General features: G+C 63.8%; 15 protein-coding genes and 1 pseudogene. 4 read left to right on the top strand and 12 right to left on the bottom strand.

Features of this window, described 5'->3' with window-relative positions:
- The 4 genes from AX724_RS10975 to copC all read right to left on the bottom strand — a co-directional run.
- The coding region (locus AX724_RS10975) for an FTR1 family protein (protein ID WP_066766217.1) at positions 1–1,525 on the bottom strand (1,525 nt) is incomplete at its 3' end.
- Positions 1,526–1,761: 236 nt separating this feature from the next.
- Positions 1,762–4,449, bottom strand: a complete 2,688-nt coding sequence (locus tag AX724_RS10970) for a vitamin K epoxide reductase family protein (RefSeq protein ID WP_066766214.1) — start codon at positions 4,447–4,449, stop codon at positions 1,762–1,764.
- A 63-nt stretch (positions 4,450–4,512) separates the two neighbouring features.
- The gene (gene copD, locus AX724_RS10965; RefSeq protein ID WP_066766212.1) at positions 4,513–5,439 is read right to left on the bottom strand and encodes a copper homeostasis membrane protein CopD; all 927 of its coding nucleotides are present in this window, start codon (positions 5,437–5,439) and stop codon (positions 4,513–4,515) included.
- 4 nt (positions 5,440–5,443) lie between these two features.
- Positions 5,444–5,812 (bottom strand): copper homeostasis periplasmic binding protein CopC, encoded by a 369-nt coding sequence (copC, locus tag AX724_RS10960; protein ID WP_066766210.1) that lies wholly within the window; start codon positions 5,810–5,812, stop codon positions 5,444–5,446.
- A gap of 222 nt (positions 5,813–6,034) precedes the next feature.
- Here copC and AX724_RS10955 point away from each other — a divergent pair, with 222 nt between their 5' ends.
- Together AX724_RS10955 and AX724_RS10950 are read left to right on the top strand one after the other, a co-directional pair.
- Positions 6,035–7,018 (top strand): NAD(P)/FAD-dependent oxidoreductase, encoded by a 984-nt coding sequence (locus AX724_RS10955; RefSeq protein ID WP_231736646.1) that lies wholly within the window; start codon positions 6,035–6,037, stop codon positions 7,016–7,018.
- A gap of 282 nt (positions 7,019–7,300) precedes the next feature.
- The gene (locus AX724_RS10950; RefSeq protein WP_066766206.1) at positions 7,301–7,705 is read left to right on the top strand and encodes a four-helix bundle copper-binding protein; all 405 of its coding nucleotides are present in this window, start codon (positions 7,301–7,303) and stop codon (positions 7,703–7,705) included.
- Positions 7,706–7,793: 88 nt separating this feature from the next.
- Here AX724_RS10950 and AX724_RS10945 read toward each other — a convergent pair whose 3' ends face one another.
- From AX724_RS10945 to AX724_RS10910, 8 genes and pseudogenes are all read right to left on the bottom strand, one after another.
- The gene (locus tag AX724_RS10945; RefSeq protein ID WP_231736645.1) at positions 7,794–8,309 is read right to left on the bottom strand and encodes a DUF2231 domain-containing protein; all 516 of its coding nucleotides are present in this window, start codon (positions 8,307–8,309) and stop codon (positions 7,794–7,796) included.
- 362 nt (positions 8,310–8,671) lie between these two features.
- A pseudogene (locus tag AX724_RS10940) lies at positions 8,672–9,115 on the bottom strand (DUF411 domain-containing protein); the annotation flags it as partial.
- Positions 9,116–9,177: 62 nt separating this feature from the next.
- Positions 9,178–9,561: a DUF305 domain-containing protein gene (locus AX724_RS10935; protein WP_066766204.1), complete on the bottom strand. Its 384-nt coding sequence runs from the start codon at positions 9,559–9,561 to the stop codon at positions 9,178–9,180.
- Positions 9,562–9,610: 49 nt separating this feature from the next.
- Complete coding sequence (locus AX724_RS10930) at positions 9,611–10,909, bottom strand: copper resistance protein B (protein WP_066766203.1); 1,299 nt, start codon at positions 10,907–10,909, stop codon at positions 9,611–9,613.
- Positions 10,899–12,917: a copper resistance system multicopper oxidase gene (locus AX724_RS10925; RefSeq protein WP_066766200.1), complete on the bottom strand. Its 2,019-nt coding sequence runs from the start codon at positions 12,915–12,917 to the stop codon at positions 10,899–10,901. Before AX724_RS10925 ends, AX724_RS10930 begins: the two co-directional genes overlap by 11 nt.
- Before the next feature lie 88 nt (positions 12,918–13,005).
- Entirely contained in the window at positions 13,006–13,578 is a 573-nt protein-coding gene (locus tag AX724_RS10920) for an RNA polymerase sigma factor (RefSeq protein WP_066766199.1), read from the bottom strand.
- Positions 13,575–13,994: a periplasmic heavy metal sensor gene (locus AX724_RS10915; protein ID WP_082733486.1), complete on the bottom strand. Its 420-nt coding sequence runs from the start codon at positions 13,992–13,994 to the stop codon at positions 13,575–13,577. The genes AX724_RS10920 and AX724_RS10915 overlap by 4 nt, the downstream gene beginning before the upstream one ends.
- 20 nt (positions 13,995–14,014) lie before the next feature.
- Positions 14,015–14,299 (bottom strand): hypothetical protein, encoded by a 285-nt coding sequence (locus AX724_RS10910; protein ID WP_066766221.1) that lies wholly within the window; start codon positions 14,297–14,299, stop codon positions 14,015–14,017.
- A 489-nt stretch (positions 14,300–14,788) separates the two neighbouring features.
- Here AX724_RS10910 and AX724_RS24490 point away from each other — a divergent pair, with 489 nt between their 5' ends.
- On the top strand, positions 14,789–15,571 hold the full coding sequence (locus AX724_RS24490) for a glycosyltransferase (RefSeq protein ID WP_231736642.1): 783 nt from the start codon (positions 14,789–14,791) through the stop codon (positions 15,569–15,571).
- Positions 15,572–15,818: 247 nt separating this feature from the next.
- Positions 15,819–17,963, top strand: coding sequence for a TonB-dependent receptor (locus tag AX724_RS10900; protein WP_231736640.1), 2,145 nt, complete (start codon positions 15,819–15,821; stop codon positions 17,961–17,963).
- The last annotated feature ends 248 nt before the right edge of the window (positions 17,964–18,211 follow it).

Raw genomic sequence — 18,211 nt, 5'->3', positions numbered from 1 at the left:
ACGCGAGCCCGAACAGGAACCAGCCCGACCCACCCGTAAGCGCCCGCGACATCTTCTCCCGGATATAGCGTTGCCACTGATCGGCTTGCGCCTTGCCATGCATCCATATTCCGACCGAGAGCAGCACGACCGCGGCGAATAGCGACCCAAACCCTTCCGTCAGCTCACGGCTCGCGCCGCTGACCCCGATGGCATAGGTGGCGACCGCCCAGGTGATCCCGCCAGCGACGAGCGCGCTGATCCACCCGGCATGAACATAGCGCAGCGCCTCTCCACGCTCCGCCTTGCGAAGGAACGCGATCATAGCGACGACGATGAGCAAGGCTTCGAGCCCCTCGCGCAGCAAGATCGTGAATGCGCCCAGGAAGGTGGAGGCCTCCGTGGCGGCATCAGGCGCCAGCGCGGCTTCAGCATCGTCGAACAGTCCGTCGAGCACTGACACCTTTTCCGCGAGCTCGTTGGGCGAGGCACCGCGGTCGATCGCGGCGCGAAACTCGCCCATCGCGCCTTCGATCCGGCCCATCAGCGCCGCGTCGCGCGCGGTGAGCGTTGGTTCGACCGGCTCGAACCCGTCGAGATAAGCCGACAAGGCCAGCTCCCTCGCCCCGCGCGCATCGCCACGCCGCGCTGCCGCTAGGCTTTGGGCGAGCTTGGCGCGCGCAACCGCAAGCGAGCCAGGCGCGTGTTGCATCACCTGATCGGGATGGCGGCGGAGATAGGCCATGACCGCATCGGCCTTCGCTTCGCCAATCGAGGTGGCGAGCGCGGCCGGGGTGAGCGCGACGAGGGTTTTCAGGTCCGGTATGCGCTGGCGAAGCGCCGGGTTTGACTTCCACAGCCGCTCGCCTTCGCGCGCCTGTTCGTCGGTGAAGGCGAAGCTCCCGGCGCGGAAGGCGAGCGCCCAGCGCTGATCGTTCGCCACATCGGCGAAGCTCTGCATCCCTGTCCCGTCGATCCCTTGCGTCACCACCTGATAGAGCGCGAACACGCTTCGCTGGCGGGCGCGCTCGGCATCAGTGAACGCGATCGGCGGCGGATCGAGCTTGGCGGCGTCGGGGCCATGCCCGTCGCCCGTCATGCCGTGGCAGGACGCGCAGGATTGTCGAAACAGCGCATCGGCCGAGGCGAGGTCCGGAGCCTTGTCGGGCGCGAGCGGCACTGGATAGGCGCGCAGCAGATCAGCCGCCAGCCCGTGCGCGGTGGTCGCCACCTGTTCAGCCGATGCCTTGCGCGCGATCATCCCTTGCAGGTTGTCGGCTCCTTGAACCAGCGCCGGCCGTTCCGGCTTCGCCGGCAGATCGCGCAGCCGCGTCGTAACGGACACGGAGAACTCGTTCATCTCGGCATATTCGGCCGCGCTCTTGACCCGGCCCTCGGCAACCGCACCGCCATAATCGACGGCGATATAGTCGAGCAGCCGCCATGCGGTTTGCACGTCGCCGGGTTCGGCCATTGTCGCGGCCGGGATGAACAGCGCGGTGAGCGTGATGGCAAGCCGCAGGAGGACAAGTTTGAGGCGCTTCACTTCATATTATCTTTGTCTCGATGCGATGCAGCTTAGCCGCAGGCCACCAACGATCCTGCGAAGGAATCGCATTAGCATGCTGGACCGTACCGGAACAGTGTCGATGCTCGCTTAAAGCTGTAGCCGCGGTCCACCGCCCCCGTCATCACCCCCGCCGCCTGAATGACCGCCCGGATAGAACTCGGTACCTGGACTGCGCCATGCTGTGCCCCTCCTCTCTGGAGGCGAGTAAGGCCTCAAATTACGTATTTGTCCCAGCTCGCATAATGTTCGGGGCTGCGCTTGCCGCGCGGCAGGCTGAGCCCGATGAGCGCGATTCCCACGACCACCGACACGATCGCCCCAAGGGGGCCGGCCCCTGTCAGCAGGAACGGGGCAGCGACGAGCCATGCCCCGAACGCGACATTGATGAAGCGGAGAGCGCGGGCCACCTCTGCGGTGGCAATGATCGCGACTGTGATCACGAGGGCGCCGACCACATGGTCGCTGTTCGCCATCTCGCCTTCGTTCCCCAGGATCACCCGCGTCAGCATCAGGAAGGCGCCGAGCACGATACTGGCCGCCAGCGTCCACGGCAGCGTCAGCCCGCGCTTCGCATCCGCCCAGAAGGTAGAAGGCGAGGCCATCACGTCGGATGCGTCCTCGGCCCCCGCCTCGACCGCGTCGCCCTGGAAGAAGGTGCGGATCAGCGGCTTGCCGCGGCGCTTCGCCCAGGCGAGGAACTGGCCCATGGCAATGACCTCGTCCAATGCGAACGGGATCATGATCAGCATGGCGAGCGCGGCGATCAGCGCCAGCGTGCTCCACGTGCCGATCACGATCGGCTGGCTGATGATGAAGTAGATGCTGACGACGCCGAGCGGGATGACCAGGATACCGAAGAAGGTCACCATCCACGGCATCGTCCGCCAGCGGTCGCGGGTTCCCATCACCGCCATCAGGATCTCGAGCACGTAGCTCACCGTGCCAAGCCCGCCGTCGGGAATCGGCCAGGCCTTGGACATGCCCGACGTGATAATCTCCTCCGTCCCGTTGCGGGGGTCGGTCAGCGATCCGACAAAGAAGGGCTCCCAGACGCTATCGATGTGCCCCAGCTGGTAGGCGGTCAGGATGCGCGAGGTGAGAAGGCCGATCAGGCCCATGGCGACGATCGGCAGCCGCTGAGCATCGGTGGACGGAGAATAGGTCCATCCAGGCGGGATGTTCTTGGAGTCCATCATGCCGGCCATGCTCATGCCCGGCATCATCGGCACGAGCACCGACAGCGCGATGACTGCGGACCCGACGAGCAGGTTGTTGTTGTACTGCGCGGCGCTCGGACTCCAGAAGATCAGCGGCGCGAAGAACAGCCAGATGCCGATGAACGCGACAGCCCACTGCGCCCATGTCTTGGTGCGCGGGACGAGCGAAAGTGCGCCGAACAGCGCGATAGCAAGCCCGCTGACGAGATCGCTTACGGCCAGCGCGCTCGCACGCCACTCGATCGACGGCAGTCCGCGATCGACCGTTACGAACCGCGCCGCTTCACCGACGCTCTGCGTGGTCATGGAGTCGTAGATGAGCGGGCTTGAGGCGAGCCACAGACCGAGGCCGATGTTGGCGTAAAGCGCCCAGCGCGCGCGGCGCTCATCGCGGTCCATCAAGGCCATGTGATCGCCGTGCCCGCCGTGGTCCGACATGGCCGCGACCGCGGCGCCGGACCCGTGCCCCATCGCCGCGTGGTCCATTTTGCTGTGATCCATCCCGCCGTGATCTATGCCGCCCGTTCCGGCGGCCGCTGCGGGCTGGTGGTGGCCAGACCCCGCAAGCTCGGCCTCTGGCTCTTCATCCCACGCGACCAGGTTCTCGTTGAGCTTGTTGTTCCGGTACCAGGCCCGCGGATGCCGCTTGAGCGCAGCGACGATCGCCGGGAGCGTGTCGCGAAGGCTGTGCTTCGGTTCCCACCCGAGCAGCGACCGTGCGCGCGAGATGTCGAGGATATAGTGGTCGTTGCTGCTGTCGATCATCCAGGGCTGGATAAAGTCGTCGCTGCCGAGCGCTTCGTTCTGCAGGATGATCCCGGCCTTCGCGAGCGGCTGCGGGATGCGGATCGTCTTCCAGCCCTCGCCGTGGAGCGCCTCCCCGACGATGTCCTGGATCTCGGCATAGCCGGGCGGGTCGGGTTCGCCGACGAGCAGCGGCAGTTCTGACGGCAAGTCGTGCCGCCGATCGACGAGGCGCACCACGGCGTCGGCCAAGTCCTCGCGGTGCACCGATGACTGTGCCGCGCACAGCATGCCGGGATAGAAATGCGAGATCAGGCGGTGCTCGTAAATCTGCGATATCTGCTGCGCGAGAAACGCCGAGCGCCCGTCGTCGTCGTAAACTCCTGCGGCGCGAAGGAAGACGACCGGGATTTTCCCGCGCCGCGCGTGCAGCAGTGCTTCGGCATCGACTTTCGACTGTGGATACGCCCAGGACGCACCGATCGGCGACTCCTCGCTGATGCGCTCCTCCGGAGTGGCGGTCGGCTTATGAACCAGCATCGTGCTGGCGAAGACGAACTGCTCGACCTCGAACGATTGCAGCCCGTCAATCAGCCGGCGGGTGCCCTGCACGGTGACCTTGTCGTAGAGCGGATTGGGATCGCCCGTAATATCGTAATAGGCGGCGAGGTGAATCACCGAAGCGATGCGGTTGCCGTAGCGCGCGCGAACCTCGTCGAGCGCAGCTCGCACCGCTTCATCCGACCCGACGTCGATGTTGATCGCCAAGGCGGGTGGTGGTGGATCGGGCGGACCGGCACGATCCAGGCCAACAACGGTGTAGCGTTCGCCGAGCCGGGCGATCAGGGCCGCAGCGATGAAACCGCTCGCCCCCGTGATCAGAACGACGCCGCCGTCACCTTGGCCGCTGCCGGCATCACTGCGTTTGACATCGGCCATGACTTGCTACCCTCGTTCGTTCACCTTTGAATACATCAACAGACCCAGCAGAGCTAACCTCACCTACATGCCCGATGCGGGCGGTGCGAGGGTGCCGAGCCATGCTACGAGCGCCAAGATACCAATCACGCAGGTTGTCTCGACCGCCAGGCTGACCCGCAGCGTCATAAGCGCTCCGTCATGATCGTTCATGGCAATCGAGCGTTCGAAGGCCGGCGTGAGGCGGAACCGATTAAGCGACGCGAGTCCCAGCATCGCTGCGAACAAGACCAGCTTGGCGAGCAGCAGCAAGCCGTAGAGCGTCGTGCCCAAGGCCGTGAAATTGGCTGGGCCCACGAGCAGCCAGCTGTTGATCAAGCCGGTGATCACTAAAATGGCAACCACGAGCGTGCCCACCGCCCCGAAGCCGTGCAGCGCCCGATGGGTAAGCTGAAGGTGCGCGGCATCGATCGCCTCGGCGCGGCGCATCATCAGGAGAAGCAATCCGAACAGTGCGCCAACCCATATACCGCCTGCGAGGAGATGGAGAATGTCCGCGCCCAGGTGAAGCCATCCGGTGCTTCCCTCGTCCATGGCACCGTGCCCGTTCCACGCGAGTGTCGCCAACGCCGTAGCGGCGGCAATCATGGCCATCGCCAGCCATGATGCTCTGCCTCGCGCCAGTAGGACCGCGCCCCCGGCAATGACCAGCGCTACCATGCGCACCTTCCAGGCGGAGCCAACCGGTGGCCCTCCGAGCAAGGCAGCCACCGCGGCCTCGTCGACCGGCCAGAATGGAGATCCGGCCATCGACGAGGCCATGAGGATCAGGCCAGCGGCTGAGAGCAGCAACCCGAGCACAGCACTTCCCGAAAGCCAAGGCCGCAGAGCGATTGCATCCTCGCGCTCGCCGAGCCTAAGGCCATAGAGGCTGAACGCCGACAGGCCGAACAGCACCGTCAGGACCAGGTACAACGCCAAGCGGATGGCGACGGTCGGCCAGTCGAGCATTCGCTCACTTCACCGTGAAGGTGTAGCTGCCGGTGATTTTGTGCGTGTCGCCGGAAACGACTTGCCAGTCGACGTTGTAACGCCCGCGCGGAAGACGCTGCTTGGGGATGATGGTTAGCGTACGCCCGTCGGAGCCGACCGCGGCGCTGCTGGGCATCTTCATGGCCGCCATGCCAGGCATCGCGGCCATGATCAGTTCGGCCTTGGAGAAAGCAGGTACGAGTTTCTCGCTGAACTGGAGGCTGATCTTCTCCGGGGTCGCGACGGCCGCGTTGGCGGCGGGGCTGGCGGACACCAGCTTCGGGTGCGCGTTTGCCACGCCGCCTGCGAAGAACACGGCGGCGGCGGCAGTCGTGATGAACAAGCGACGCATGCGGGTAATCTCCATTTCCGTTGAGTTCACCTGTATTACGCAGCAGGACGGGTCATCCCTCACGATCTTTTTTCGTGCCGCCGCACCCTCTTGATGAGGGGGAAGCGGCATCGGCGCGTATTCACAAGGGAGTACAGAGCGCTTTCTACCTGCGCCTACCGTCCGAATGAGTAGGGCCGCGGGCCCGCCGGGCGCATGCGCGGGGTAATGATGAGGTTGCGGTTGACCAATCAAGGCTGGACTGGCGATCCCGAGGAGGTCATCGACTGTCTGATTGTGGGCGGCGGCCCCGCTGGACTCACGACCGCGATCTATCTTTCCCGCTTTCTCAGGAGCTGCGTCGTTTACGACGCGGCGGCGGGGCGCGCCGCCTCCATCCCGCGCTCGCACAACCTCCCAGGATTTCCCGGCGGCATTTCCGGCGTCACGTTTCTTGCGCGCCTGCAGGCTCAGTTGCATGAATATGGCGGTACGGTCCAGAGCGGTGAGATCGACGCGATCGTCGCATCAGGCGATCACTTCTCGGCAAGTTGCGGACCGAACGTCCTGTACGCGCGGACCGTCGTGCTCGCGACGGGTGTCGTCAATCGACGTCCCGAGATGCCCGATGCGATGCATGACATCGGCGTCGCGCGTGGCCTTCTCCGCTACTGCCCGATTTGCGATGGTTATGAGGCTCGGCGGATGAGCGTGGCGGTGCTCGGCTGCGACCGCCATGGCGCTGAAGAAGCCGAATTCCTGCGCGCTTATGGTGCCAAGGTCACGCTTCTCGCCGAACGGTCGCTCGACCTCGCACCGACCGAATTTGCCAGGCTGACCCAGCAGGGCGTCGATGTCGCGCCCTCGCCTGTCGAGCAGCTGCGTCTTGGCGATTGTGTCGAGGTTCGATTGGCCAATGGCCTGGAGCTACAATTCGACACGCTTTACCCTGCGCTCGGCTCATCCCCTCGAACGCGGCTTGCCACTTCGCTGGGCGCGAAGCTCGCGGCAACGGGATGCGTGCTGACCGACGCCCACCAACAAACCTCGGTTTCCAGCCTCTACGCGGTTGGCGACGTTGTGGAAGGGCTCGATCAGATCAGCGTCGCAACCGGACAAGCAGCGGTCGCTGCGACCGCAATCCATAACCTGTTGCGCGACCGCGACAGCGGATTGGCATCCGCCATGGCCGGGCTGTGGCCGGCTCAGGGCCTACCGCCGACCTAGGGTGAGCCATTGGCAGTGCAACGAGTGAAAGCCCTCTAAACCGGAGCGCTGATTCGTACCACACGGCGCTCGGCGACACGGCCCGTCTCGGTTCGATGATCCCGCACCAGGATGGTGCGCGCGCGCAGGCGGCGTGGCCGTCGAAACTGTGCGCTACCCCCGGCGCCGGGGGTTAATCGATACGCCAAAACGGCCGAACGGTCCGACGCAAAGGCCGGAACATTTCAGGTTCGTACCTCTTACTTAGACAGGGGGTGACCGCTACCTGAACAGGAGAGAACCATGCACCACATGCAAGAGATGATCGCCACGCATCCGGACGTGAAGGGAAACACGAACGACGCACTGATCCGCTGTATTGAGGAGTGCTACTCATGTGCTCAGATCTGCACGTCGTGCGCTGATGCCTGTCTGGCGGAAGAGATGGTCGCACAGCTTCGCCAGTGCATTCGTCTGAACCTCGACTGCGCCGACACCTGCCTGGCGGCAGGTTCGCTCGGCACCCGCCGCACCGGCAGCAATGAGCAAGCGCTGGTTGCGGCTCTTCAAGCCTGCGCCATCGCCTGCGGGCTGTGCGCGGAGGAATGCGAGAAGCATGCGAGCACGCACGAGCATTGCCGCATCTGCGCTGAACACTGCCGTCGTTGCGAGCAGGCCTGCAGCGAAGCAGTTCAGTCGATCCGCTGATCAGTCAAAGGGCGCGTCCTCGGTGAAGGCGCGCCCTCGGCCGTCCCTGTTCAGAAAATGACCGCTTTATGCGTACAGCGGGACCGGTTCAGAATGCCAAGTGGTATAATCCGCCGTGCATGAAGGTTCCGCCAAGGAACCCCTGGATGGAGATAGCGAGCGTCATCAGGCCAAGCACCATCCAGTACAACGTCCGCGACCGCTCGGGAACCTTACGGTGGCGCGCTGCCATCCAAGCCAGCGCGACGCCGAAGACCGCGATCAACGTCCCGAGCCAGCGATGCGTCATCAGGATCGGGTTGCGGTCGGTCAGGTAGAACCCGCCCGCGAACCAGCCCAGGAACGCCGCCGCGATCGCTCCCAGCGCGCCGACCACCAGCATTATATGTGCGACATGCTGATAGTCCCGGTTGCGGCGCCACAACCCGAACAGCTCCACTCCGAACGCACCGATGAACAGTGCGATGGGAAAATGAATGACCATGGTGTGCAGCCGGCCCAGCCAGCTCACAAGCCGTTCACCGAAACTCTTGTTCTTGTTGGCGGTCTCCTCGTGCATGCCGCCCATGCCCATGTCGTCGCCGGCGATGTCGCGGCCGCCCATGTTCATGTCCACGGTCGACATAGAGCCCATACCCATGTGGCCGGCGCCAGCGTCTGCTCCATCCTTGTTCTGAGTCTCGACTGCGCTGTTAGCGGCTGGCCCGGGACCAGCCCCAAGCGCATCATGATCTTCATGCGCGGATGCCGACGTGCTTACTGACATTGCAACCGCAAGGAGCAGAGCGAAGGCCCCGGCTCGTTTACCGCCCATCACCCAACTCCTTGATTCGTGGTCATCGATTCCCGGGTGCGCATGCCGCCTTCTCTCCTCACCGACCCGAATCCTTTTGTGAACTCTTCGCCTGCTCTTCCAGACGAACTGGACCGTGGAGCTACACCAGCTGCGGCGGCCGCGTCTTGCCGCCCCCAGCCTGAAAACAGGCGGCGCCCGCCGGGACCGAAGGCGACCACGTCATAGGCCTGCGCCTTGACGCCCGGCACTTCCATTCCCGGCGAGCCGAGCGGCATACCGCCGACCGCGAGGCCCCGCACGCCCTTGGGCCGGGTCGCGAGAGCCCGCTTCATGTCGGCAATCGGCACGTGGCCCTCGAAAGCCATGCCATCGGCGATTGCGGTGTGGCAGGACGAGACGTCCGCAGGGACCCCCGCGCGCTTCTGCAGCGCGGGGCGATTGGAATCATCGACGACGCGCACCTGGCGCCCGAGCTGCTGCTGCACCTGTGCCGCCCACTTGGCGCAACAGCCGCAGCCGGGGTCGCGGTGCATAACGATCGGGGTGGCCGCGCTGACGGCAACCGGAACCAACAAGGCTGCGGCAGTAAGCGCGGATCGCAAAGCTGTCTTCATGCAAAAAACTCCTTGGTCGTTCCTCCCGCCCCCTCGTTGAGGGCTAAAGGAACGAGGTTTAATTACTGCGGAGGCTTGCCCATCGCCCGGAGCATCGCCTGAAGCTCACCGATGCTCTTGTTTTGCTCGGCAATAGACTTCTGAGCCATTTGCCGGGTCTTCGCATCGGGCCCCTGGCGGAGAACGATCTGCGACATGGCAATCGCACCGCGGTGATGCTCAATCATCTTGCGGGCCCACGTCTCACTTGCGTTGGCGCCTTTGGCCCTCATCATTTTCTCGTGCATCGCCATCTCGGCGGGCATGAAGGGCGTGTTCATGCCAGGCATGTTGTCGTGGTTCATGCCCTGCATTTTCGAGTGGTCCATGCCTTGCATCTGCTGCTGAGCCAAAGCTGGGCTCGCTGCCATCGCCGCCAGAGCCAGAACTGTAATCGTCTTAACCATTGGGCTTCTCCTTCTTGGACTTAGTCAACGCAACAAAGCCCAATCGGCCTCAAAACCATGTGCGAATGCCCAGAACAAGGCTGGTCGACGCCGCCCCCTGGCCTTGGGCGCGCGCGAGGCGGGCGGTGTCCCCGAACCTGCGGTCGTACGATATACCCACATAGGGCGCGAACTCCCGCCTGATCTCGTAGCGTAGGCGCAGTCCGAGTTCGGCCGTGGACAGGCCGGAGCCGAGGCCGATTTCCGGCACGTCCTGCGCGGCGAAGTTGAGCTCGGCGCGTGGCTGAAGGATCAGCCGCTGTGTGATCCGCTGATCGTAATAGCCTTCCAGACGCCCGAGCAGGTCGCCCTTGTTGGACAGGAACAGCGCGCCCTCGACATCGAAGAAGCCGGGTGCAAGGCTTTCAAAGCCGACCGTCGCATAGACACGCGAGGGATTGGGCTTGAAGTCGTAGCGGACGCCAAGCTGTATGTCGGTATATGGGCCTACGGCGCGCGAATAAAGCGCCTGCACCTCCGCTGCTTCCAGGCTGCGCCCGATATTCCCTTCGCCCTCGGTCTTGAGCACCAGCCGGTTGATATCGCCCCCATACCAGGCACTACCGTCCCACCGATAACTATCGCGTCCATCCCGGATCTGGACTTCAGCCAGGTTGAATATGATCTGCGAGAAATTCTGTCCCCCGTGCATCTGCAGATGCTGCTGCGAATGCGCCATAGCGGCGGCAGAGTAGACTTGGTCCGCGGCCCGATCCGTCGGGATCGGCGGCGGCGGAGCGTTGCCGGCCGGCAGGTTGGTCCCGACCATCGTCGTCCCCGTGGTCGGAGGAGACATGCTTCCCATATCGTGACCTGCCATGCCTTGCATAGCGCCCGAACCCTGATCCATTCCCTGCATCGAACCATGGTCCATGCCCTGCATGGCACTTGGCTGGCCTGGGGCGGCACCGCCGGAGGTATCTGGCATCGCCGACATGTCGTGCCCGGCGCCAGGATTTGGGTTGGCTTCAGGCGTATTCATGCCCGGCATGGCCGTCATGTCATGACCGGCATGAGGATCGGCAACGACCGTTCCAGGGGCCGACGGCTTGGCGGACCGACTTGCGGCGGGCCTGGCCCCCGATCCCGCCTTCGCGCGCGGTATCGACCTGGCAGCGGGCTTCACGGACTTCTTGCGCGCGGCGGGCTTGGCCGCTGCTGGCTTCTTAGGGGCAGGCTTTTTCACCGTTGTCGTCTTTGGCGGTGGCATCTTCATGCCCGGCATATTGGAATGGTCCATCTGCGCGGCCGCAGATGTTGCCAAGCCAAGCGCCGCGCCGCCCGCGATCAGGAGGAGCTTAAACTGCATCGCGGTTCTCCTCGCCCATCGGGCGAACGGTCACGACACGCATCATCCCTGCGGTCATGTGATAAAGATTGTGGCAATGGAACGCCCAGTCGCCCACCGCATCGGTCGTCACGTCGAACGTCATTTTGCCGCCAGGCGCTACATTCACCGTGTGCTTACGTGGCGCGAAGTCGCCATGCCCGGTCACCAGTTCGAAGAAGTGCCCGTGCAAGTGGATTGGATGCGGCATCATGGTGTCATTGATCAGGGTGACGCGCGCCCGCTCGTCCTTACGGAACGGGATTGGGTCAGCGGGATCGCTGAGCTTCTGGCCGTCAAAGCCCCACATATAGCGCTCCATATTGCCGGTCAGATGGAGTTCGAACTGGCGCGCCGGGGCACGAACGTCCGGGTTGCGATCCAGCGCGACAAGGTCGCGATAAGTGAGCACGCGATGATCGACGCCTTCCAGCCCCTGCGGCGGCTCGCCCGTGCGGTCCTTCGGCATCGGCGAGATGGTCTGCACCCCAGGCCCCATCTTGACGCCGGGCGCGTTCTTGGGGTTGCGCATGTTCATGTCCATGCTCATGCCGCCGGAGCCGTGATCCATTCCAGCCATGCCGCCGCTGCTCATCTGACCATGGTCCATGCCCGCCATCCCGGCAGCGCCCGCCGCCATTTGGCTATGGTCCATCCCTGGCATAGCGCCGCTCATCTGGTCGCCCCCCATCCCAGCCATGCCGGCCATCGCAGCGCCTACCGCCTTCGTTCCGTGATCGGTGGGCTCTTTCCACCCGGTGAGCTTCCACAGGTTGCGCGAGGCATTCTGCATCAACGTGGGATCCGGCCCGCGCTTTGCGACCGGGTTCTCGTCCGCCATACCGGACATCCCCTCCATCCCGCTCATGCCGCTCATGTCCATGCCCATGTCGGTCATGGTCAGCAACGTGCGCGGGCGGAGCGGCGGGACCGGGGCGATCATGCCCTCGCGCGGGGCCAGTGTCGCGCGCCCCATGCCGGATCGGTCGATCGCCTCGGAAACGAAGCTGTAGGCGCGGTCCTCGGGCGTCACGATCACGTCGAAGGTTTCCGCGACGCCGATCTGGAATTCGTCCACGGTTACCGGCCGGACGTTCTGGCCGTCGGCCTGCACCACCGTCATCGGCAAGTCAGGGATGCGCACGTTGAAGTTGGTTTGCGCCGCAGCATTGACGATGCGCAGCCGAACCCGCTCGCCCGGTCGGAAGAGGCCCGTCCAGTTGTCGTAAGGGCCAAAGCCATTGACGAGGAAGGTGTAGGTCGACCCCGTAACATCCGCAATATCGGCCGGGTCCATGCGCATCTTGCCCCATTCCATCCGATCCTTGAGGCGCATCTCGCGGCCGGCGAGCAGCCCGCTCAGCGTCGGGCGCTGATAGTTGAAATAGGCGCCGCCCATCTGCTTGAGCTTGCGGAAAATTTCCTCGCCCGTCATTTCGCTATGGTCGGAGAGGACGATCACATGCTCGCGGTCGAATGCGATCGGGTCGGGTCCCGCGGGATCGATGACGATGGGGCCGTAGAGCCCGCCCTGCTCCTGCTCGCCCGAGTGGCTGTGGTACCAGTAGGTGCCTGACTGCACGACTGGAAATTCGTACACGAAAGTCGAACGTGCCTTGATGCCGGGGAAACTGATGCCCGGCACGCCGTCCATTTGGAACGGCAGAATGAGGCCGTGCCAGTGGATCGAGCTATCCTCGTCAAGATTGTTGGTCACCGCGAGCCGGACCTTCTGGCCCTCCTTGAGGCGGACGAGTGGCGCCGGGACCGTGCCGTTCACCCCGATCGCGGGCGTTGTAATTCCGTCCATGACCAGCTTCATCCGGTCGATCGTCAGGGCGATTTCCGTGCCCGATACGATCGGCAGCGGCTTGGCGATGCCGCGCGACACGGGTTGCGCCCAAGCTGGCAGGTAGGCCGACATGGCCAGCGTGCCGCCGAGCATGGCGGTTCCGCGCATCACGTCGCGCCGGTTCAGATTGCGGCTCATGCCGTTCCTTCACTCCAATTCAATGCTTGCAGCCGGGGGAGGACGCCGCCGACATTACCCCTTATTACGCATGAACCAGCCCACCCCCTCATGCGCAATCGAGAATATCCAACAATTTTTTACGCGCGCGCCGGAGCCGCGTCTCCACGGCCTTGCCACTGATCCCCAGCGCGGCGGCGGTTTCCTTTTGGGACAAGCCCTCCACGGTCCGGAGCAAGATCGTCTCCTTGAGCGTGGCCGGCAGCTGGGATACCGCGCGCGAAAGCCGGGCTAGCTCAGCGCGATGGAAGGTTACCGCGTCGGCGCCTGGCGCCTCGTCCCACTCACTCTCCATCGTCTCGGGCGGCAGCGAAGAGGCGAACGATAGTATCTGGCGTATGCGCCGCCGCCGATGCCAGTCGCGGCTCTTGTTGATCGCCACGCGGGCCAGCCACGCAGCGAGCGGCCGATCTCCGTCATACCTTCGCAGGTTCTGAAAGGCGGACGCGAAGCATTCCTGAGTGAGGTCAAGCGCCTCTTCGGCGTCGCCGATATGTGCACGGATCAGGCGGTAGACCGGCTCCTGGTGCCGGCGCATGATCTCGGCGAAGGCGGCCTGACGTCCAGCGAGCGTCAAGGCGGCGAGTTCGCCGTCGGTGCAGGCCGAAAGTTCAAGACTCACCGCGCGTCTGCGGTCAGCGCCTTCACCACCGCGCGGTCGAACGTCCTTGCCTGGTCGGGCCGCAGGATCTGCCGCATCGCGAACATATGGTTCAACGTCTCCTTTTGGAGCTCGCCCATCGAGCCGTGCGAACGATCGACGGCCGCCGCGACCTGCGGCCCGTTACCATGTTCGGCCTCGATGGCGTCGGCGAGCCGCGCGTTGTCGGCCCTGAGTTCCAGCTCCAAGGCACGCCTTCGAACGGTGAAGCGGGACTCCAGCGTCTCGAGCTTGGTCCGTTGAGCCTCGTCCAACTCGAGCCCGTCGTGGAGCAAGCTGTGAAGCTCCACACCTGGGCTCGTCGGCGTAGGAAACACCTCGCGTCCAGCCCACACGCCTGCGACCGCCGCCACGAACGCGACGGCCGCGATCAGCATCGTTCTCCGGGCGCTGCTCGTCATTGGAACGCCAGCAAGGTCGAAGGCGCTAGCGGCACGGCAGGTCCGAAAGGCGTCAGCGTCGGCATCTGCGCAGTCGCCGCTGCGGATGACAATCCGCCGCCCACCACTCCCAAGACGACTGCGCCTACCGCTGCCAGCATGCCAGCCCGCAGTGTCACTCCGCTGCCCGCGTGCTGCTCCGCCGCGATCAACCGCATGACATCCCCTTCCAGTTCAGCAAGCCGGGGATGAAGCGGCTGCTCGGCAAGGCGGCGCAACGCGCTGTCCAAATCCATATCCATGTTCATTCCTCCGTCGTGCTAACATTCATTACGCACGGCCGGCGAACACCCCTCGAATCCGACGTGAACGAATGTCACGAAGCGGAACGCCCCCGGGCCGGCGGCGCACTCTTCCATTGCGCCCAATCGTTCACAACTCGCACGCAGGCCGGCGATCCACGCGTCCCGCTGTTTTCAAGTTCCTGATTCACCTTCTATTGGCAGGCCGAGCGCAGCTAGGGCGGCAACCATGGTGTTCGTCAGGTCAAGCGAGGGGGCGACAATGTGTGCGTGGCGGCTGTGGGCAACAGCATGGCCGTGCATATGTCGACGTTTGTCGCGACCAGATAGCGCGATTGGCAACAAGCCGCCGATATTGCTCGTGAGCCGGGCAGCGGCACATGACCATTCCGCTGTCCGCAGGAGTTGGGTGACGGCAAGCGGAATGGTCCAAGAACGGGCAGCGGCGATAGATCGACACTATCGTCTTCTGGAGGAAATGGAGGGGCCATGTCTGTGTCTGCCCCCCCGCCGAGGAGGCGGTTTGGGCTCATCCTCCTTGGCGACGGCGTCGATCGACCCAAAATCTTCAGCCGCGTCGCTGGCAATCCCCACATCCGGCTGTTTAAGCCGATCTTCGAGCGTGAGCGATTTGCATCCGTGTTGGCCAGCGCAGATGCGCTCGTGCACGGATCGGATACCGAACCTTTTGGTCTCGTTGCCTTAGAAGCCATCGCGTCAGGGCTGCCGTTGATTGTTCCTAACGAGGGAGGGTCAGCGGAATTTGCAGCACCAAGCCATTCCGAATCCTATAATGCGCGTGACGCGAAATCCTGCGCAGCGGCGATCCTGCGCCTGTTGGCGCGGGATTCCGTACAGTTACGTTCGGCAACCCTGGATGCAGCAGGAAGCCTCGCTGTTTGCGGCCTTCTTCTCGCGGGGCCTGGCTTTGCTCAATCGCCGAACTGGTTGAACGCCCGGACGATCGAAATCGACATGAAGAATTTCGCTTTCGTTCCAGCCACGATCACGCTTCAACGCGGTGTTCCCTACCGCTTGCGCTTTGTTAACACGGCAGGGGGCGGCCACAATTTTGTCGCCAAGGCCTTTTTCGAGCAAGCCAGTATTGCCCCTGCCAGCCGGTCGACGATCAACAAGGGTGAGGTCGATCTGGGAGGCGGAGAAAGCGGGGACGTGCGCCTGGTTGTCAACCGGATCGGAACCTACGACGTGCATTGTTCGCACTTCATGCACTCGATTTTCGGCATGAAAGGCAAGATCGTCGTCCGGTGAGCGTCACTGGCTCGGCTCTCTTCCATGTCATGGCTGAGGACGTTCGGCGTAATGCAACGGCAAAGCCAACTCAGGCTCTGATAAGTGATCTCGTCGGGCTTCGTAACATTGCCGTAGTCCGTTTCGCTGGCCTCATATTTTAGAGAGCAAGTCAACGGGCCCGACAGCGACCACCCCGAAGGGCTATTGCGACGCACTCTCAAATCACCTATTGCGTTGGTGAGAGAGATTCGCAAAAGGGTCAACGGTGAGAAATCTTGGTATTGGAACTGCACTCGGCTTCGGGCTGCTCACCGTCCCGGCAATGGCTCAAGACCAGTTCCTGTCGGGACCCGGCAGCACCTCGCAAACGATCATCGTGACCGGCGTCCGCGACGGCTATCAGATCGATGCGACCAGCACCGCCACGCGCACACCGACCGAGCTCAACGATGTCCCCCAAGCGGTCTCGATCATCACGGAAACGCAGATCGACGACCAGGCGATGCGCTCTATTGCCGATGTACTACGCTATGTCCCCGGCGCCGTAATCTCCCAAGGTGAGGGACACCGCGATCAGATCATCCTGCGCGGGAACAGCAGCACCGCAGACTTCTTCGTCGATGGCTTGCGGGACGACGTGCAATATTATCGCGGCCTCTACAATGCAGAGAGGATCGAGGTTCTGAAAGGTCCCAACGCGATGATCTTCGGGCGCGGCGGCGGCGGGGGCGTAATCAACCGCGTCACCAAGCGCCCTGTCGCCAACGCCTTCATCAGCGGCAGCGGTTCGGCGGACACATATGGCGCATGGTATGTCGACGCCGACATCAGTCAGCCACTCAGCGAGTCCGTCTCCACCCGGATGAACGCCGTTTACGAGGAGTTCCGAAACAATCGCGACTTCTATGACGGGCGCCGGGTTGCGATCAACCCGACCGTCGCGCTCTCGCTCGGCGGTGCGACTCGGATCGATCTGGGCTTCGAATATAACAGCGACAAGCGAACGATCGACCGAGGCGTCCCCTCGGCCGTTCAGGGCTCGCTGACGAGCCCGTCACGCCCGCTCACCGGCGCCCGCGACACCTTCTTCGGTGTGCCGGGATTCAACGTCAGCGATTTCGAGGCCAAGGTCCTGAATGGGCGCGTCGAGCACCGCTTCAGCGACAATCTGACCCTGACCAGTCGGGTCCTGTATGGTGATTACGACAAGCTCTATCGGAACGCCTTTCCGGTCACCCCGGTCACGTCGCGCGGCGGCGTCCAGAGCGTCGGCCTCGAAGCGTATAGCGATCCCACGACACGCAAGAACCTGCTCAACCAGAACGACCTTGTTTGGAGGGTCACCACTGGACCCGTCCGCCACGTGCTGCTCGCTGGCTTCGAAATTAGCGACCAGCGCACGCGCAACCAGCGGATCAACGGCTTTTTCGGGGGTGGTGATATCGTCAACGGGGGGCGGCGCGTCTTTGTCGGGTTGGCCGACCCGATCACGGTGCCGCCGGTCACGCTGCGCACCACTCCCAATACCGGCTACCGGTCAATCCGCACGAACGCCGACGCCGCCGCCTTCTATGTGCAGGACCAGATCTCGATCGGCGACCATGTCGATCTGATCGGCGGCGTTCGCCGCGACCGCTTCACGCTTAACGTCGACGACCTGGTTGCCGGGCAGAGCTATCGCCGGACCGACACGCTTTGGTCTCCCCGAGTGGGCGTGGTGCTCAAGCCGGTGCAACCTGTCTCGATATACGCCAGCTATAGCCGGTCCTTCCTGCCGCAGTCGGGGGATCAATTCTCATCGCTCGATGTCACCAGCGCCGCGCTGGAGCCGGAGAGGTTCGACAATTACGAGCTTGGCCTCAAATGGGATATCCGCCCGACGCTGAACCTGACCGCCGCCATCTACCAGCTTGACCGCACCAACACCCGCGCGGCCGACCCCAATGACCCCGCACGGACGGTGCTCACGGGCGCGCAGCGCAGCAAAGGGCTCGAACTCGGCCTTAGCGGCGCGATCACACCCCAGTGGCAGATCAGCGCGGGCTATGCGCTGCAGGACGCGACAATTCGCAAAACGACGAGTGCCGCCCCGGCCGGGCGCGAGGTTCCGCTGGTTCCAAAACAACAGGCTTCGCTCTGGACGCGTTACGACCTCACCCCACGCTTGGGGGCCGGCGCCGGTGTCTACCACCAGTCGAAAAGCTTCACGTCCATCAGCAACACCGCCATCCTGCCCGCCTTCACCCGCGTCGATGCCGCCGCATTCTTCAAGCTCACCCCCCAGATCGAGGCGCAAATCAACGTCGAGAATCTGCTTAACAGCGATTATTTCTCGTCCGCCTACAACGACAACAACATCATGCCCGGCGCGCCGACGACGGTGCGCGCAACGGTTAGAATGAGATTATAACGGTGTTGGCCAACTTGGTCGGGTGCGGATCAAGCCGCCCTCGCAAAAGTCGGTGAGACGCCGCTGGCCGGTTTAGAAACCAGTCTTCGCCGATGGATCACAGGACTGGCGCATGAACTCCAGGGCATCACCGACGCGGCGCACCGCGTCGTTGTCCCCGACGAATATATCGAGACCCTCGTAGGGCTGCGCGCCCCCTTTGATCTCCACCGACGCCTGGGGCGCGTTGGCCGAGTAAAGCGGTCGGA

Origin of the sequence: Sphingobium sp. CCH11-B1 (assembly GCF_001556865.1) — a bacterium.
Taxonomy (GTDB): Bacteria; Pseudomonadota; Alphaproteobacteria; order Sphingomonadales; family Sphingomonadaceae; genus Sphingobium.
Note: the sequence above shows the minus strand (reverse complement) of the source record. Positions and strands in the feature narration are given on the sequence as shown.